This window comes from Rhodoferax sp. RT4P68 (genome assembly GCF_056521305.1).
The window spans coordinates 1-3,174 of sequence record NZ_JBWMBB010000039.1 but is presented as its reverse complement, the minus strand read 5'-3'; the positions used below and the strand labels follow the sequence as shown (position 1 = coordinate 3,174).

The window sequence follows — 3,174 nt, the reverse complement described above, 5'->3', positions numbered from 1 at the left end:
ATCGGTGGCCACCGACAGGCCGCTGCCGTTCAGCACGATGGCCTGGCCGGCGTTGGCAGAGGCCTGCGCGGCATTGGCCGGCGTGCCGCTGAAGGCCACGCTGGTGATGCTGGCCACACTCACGCTGTAGCCGGCACTGGCACCGCCGGCCGTGCGCACGCTGATGGCGCCGAACACGCCGGCCGACAGTGGCACGGTGATGGTCACCTGGCCGTTGGGGATGTAGCCCAGCACCGGGTCGAAGCGGTCGGCCACGTTCGGTCCGGTGGTGGCGCCGGCATCCAGCACCGACTCGGTGCCGAACACATACAGGCTGTTGGCCCCCTCCACGAAGCCGAAGCCCGACAGCACCACCACGGCCGAGCTGCCATCGCCAGCCACCGACTGCACCTGTACGCTGGTGACACGCGGCACCACTTGCAGCAGCACGCTGCTGTTGTTCACATCGCCCACCACACGCACCTGGCCGGTGACGGCGTTGAACGGAACCACCACCTGGGCCAGCGTGCTGGCGGCGTTGACGGTGGTCGGCCGCACCACCAGGTCATCGACCAGGCCATTGACGTCGACCACCTGGAACACCACATCGGTGCTGGCGTCCAGCCCCACACCGACCAGCTGGATCACCTGGCCCGGCTGGGCCGAGGCCTGGCCGGCGTTGGCCGGCGTGCCGCTGGCAACGCTGGCCGTGATGCTGGACAGGCTCAGGCCGAAGGCCGCACTGGTGCCGCCCACGGTGCTGATGCGGATCGGCCCGACGGGCACGTTGTCGGGCACCTGCAGGTTGGCCGCACCGTTGCCGATGCTGCGCGCCAGCGTGGCGTCGAAGCGGTCGAACACATTCATGCCCTGGGCTCGCGAGGGGTCGTCCACGCGCTGGTTGCCGAACAACACGGCGCTGGCGCCCTCGGCAAAGCCGGTGCCGGCCAATGTCATCGTGCTGCCGGCAAAGCCCTGGTTCGGGTTCACCGACAGGTCCGTCAGCGTCGGCACGATCTGCAGCAGAAGGCCGGTGCGGTCGCGCTCCAGCCGCACGCGGCCGGTGGTGGCGTTGTCGGGCACCGTCACGCCGATGGTCTGCGCCGTGGTGTCGACCGAGGTCGGCGTGACCGCCAGGTCGGCCAGGTTGCCGTTGGCGTCCATCACCGTGAACACCACGCGGTCGCCAGCCAGCAGGCCTGCGCCACGCAGCACGATGGCCTGGCCGGTGTTGGCCGAGGCCACCGCCGCGTTGGCCGCCGTGCCGCTGCCGGCCGTGGCCTGCAGGGCCGACAGGTGGCTGCTGCCGCCGCGCTGCACCTCCACGCCCAGGCTGTAGGCGCCGGTGTAGGGCGACGCCGTCCCGCTGCCGGCGACGGCCGGGTTGTAGGTGGTGTTGCCCCAGCCGCTGACGCCGATCGTGAAGGTGCCGGCAGTCGGCGTGGTGAACTCCAGGATGCCCGCATCGCTGGGGTTGAAACTGCGCGAAGCCACCTGCGTGCCGGCCGCGTCGAACACACGCACGTGGCCGTAGGTGGCGGTCGCCATGTTCAGCCGCAGGATGTTGCGCGCATCCAGGTTGACGGTGTACAGGTCCACATCGCGCTGGCCCTGGGCGCCATCGCCCACGCTGGCGTTCACGGTCAGGCGTGCATCGCGCGGCGCGCCCAGGCTGGCGGCGCCGTTCACGGTGTCGCTGGGCTCGGTCGCCGGGGTCTGCGACGGCAGCGTGGTGAACGGCCCGCCGATGCGCAGCGTGCCGGTGCCGGCCGAGGTGCTGACCGTGATGATGGTGCCCACCGCCCCGGTCGGCACCACCAGCGTGACGAGCTGCTGGTCCAGCGTGGTGCCACTGCCGTCGAGCACGGTCCGCAGCACGTAGTTGCCCACCGGCCGCCCGCCCACGGTGATGACCAGGTCGGCCGCCGACAGGCCGGCGCCCTCCAGCACGATGGTGTTGCCCACCGCGATGGTGCCGCCCACGGAGCGCACCTGCGGCACCACCGCCAGCGGCAGCACGGTGCTGCTGCCCAGCACCGTGATGTTGCCGCTGGTGGCCAGCGCCGGCACGGTGACGGTCAGCGTCGTGCCGTTGTTGCCCACGGTGCCGGTGCGCGTCAGCGTGCCGGTGTTGCCGGTGTCGTCGCGGCCTTGGAACTGCACCAGCGTGCTGTTGGTGAAGCCCTGGCCCTGCAGCACGATGGCCTGGCCGGTGTTGGCCGATGGCGCGGCGCCGTCGACCGGGATGCCGCCGTTGGCACTGGCCACTATGACCGTGAACTGCACCACCGGCTGCACCGCCGGCAGCGGGTTGATCTGCGCCGTGCCGCCCTCGGTGGTGATGCGGATCGGCCCGTCCAGCGTGCGCGGCGCCACGGCCACGAGGGTGCCGTTGCGCGTGCCGCTGATGTCGAACGGGCTCAGGTTGCCAGCGGCATCCACGATGGCGACGCCGCCCACCGTCAAGGTGCTGGCGCCTTCCATGAAGCCCGAGCCGGTCAGCGTGAACGTGGCGTCTTCGCCCGCCCGACCGTCGATGGCCGTCAGCGTCGGCACCACCTGCAGCCGCACCGGCGTGCTGGCGCCGAAGCTCTGCACCGAGAAGTTGTTGCTGTTGTCGGCATTGGCGAACGTCTCGCGCAGCAGGCTCACGCCGTCCACGCTCACGTCCAGCAGGTCCGGATCGTTCGTGCCGGTGGCGCCCCAGGTGTCCAGCACGTAGAGGTCGAAGCTCAGCGTGTAGGTCTGGCCGGCCACCAGGCCGGCGAGGTTCAGGGTCTGGCTGTCGTTGCTGTAGCGGCCGGCGTAGCGTGTCAGCGTGCCGCGACCGGCCTCGTCCACGACGGCGTTGCTCCAGGCCGCGTTGGCCGCGCCCTCGAAGTTGTCGCTGAAGACGGTGGTGGCGCCGCGCGCCACGCGCACGTTGTCGATGCCCCAGCTCTCGTTGCCCACGCCTTCCAGGCCGCCGTCGGCAAACCGCACGGCTGCCGTGCCGCCACCGGCCGTGAACGTGAGCGTGACGTTGCGGTACACGCTGTCGAGGTTCGCGGAACCCGCCAGGTCGGTGGTGCCCCGGTTGACCACGCGCACGTTCCCGGTGGTTGCCAGATCGGGCACCAGCACCTGCAGCCGGGTGCCGGCATCGTTGATGGCCAGCGGATCGACGGCCACCTGGCCGGTCGATCCATCGGCGTT

At 71.0% G+C, this 3,174-nt stretch carries 1 protein-coding gene; it reads right to left on the bottom strand.

Going from position 1 to position 3,174, the window contains the following annotated elements:
- A partial coding sequence (locus tag AC099J_RS31495) for a beta strand repeat-containing protein (RefSeq protein WP_479619252.1) occupies positions 1 to 3,174 on the bottom strand: 3,174 nt, incomplete at both ends.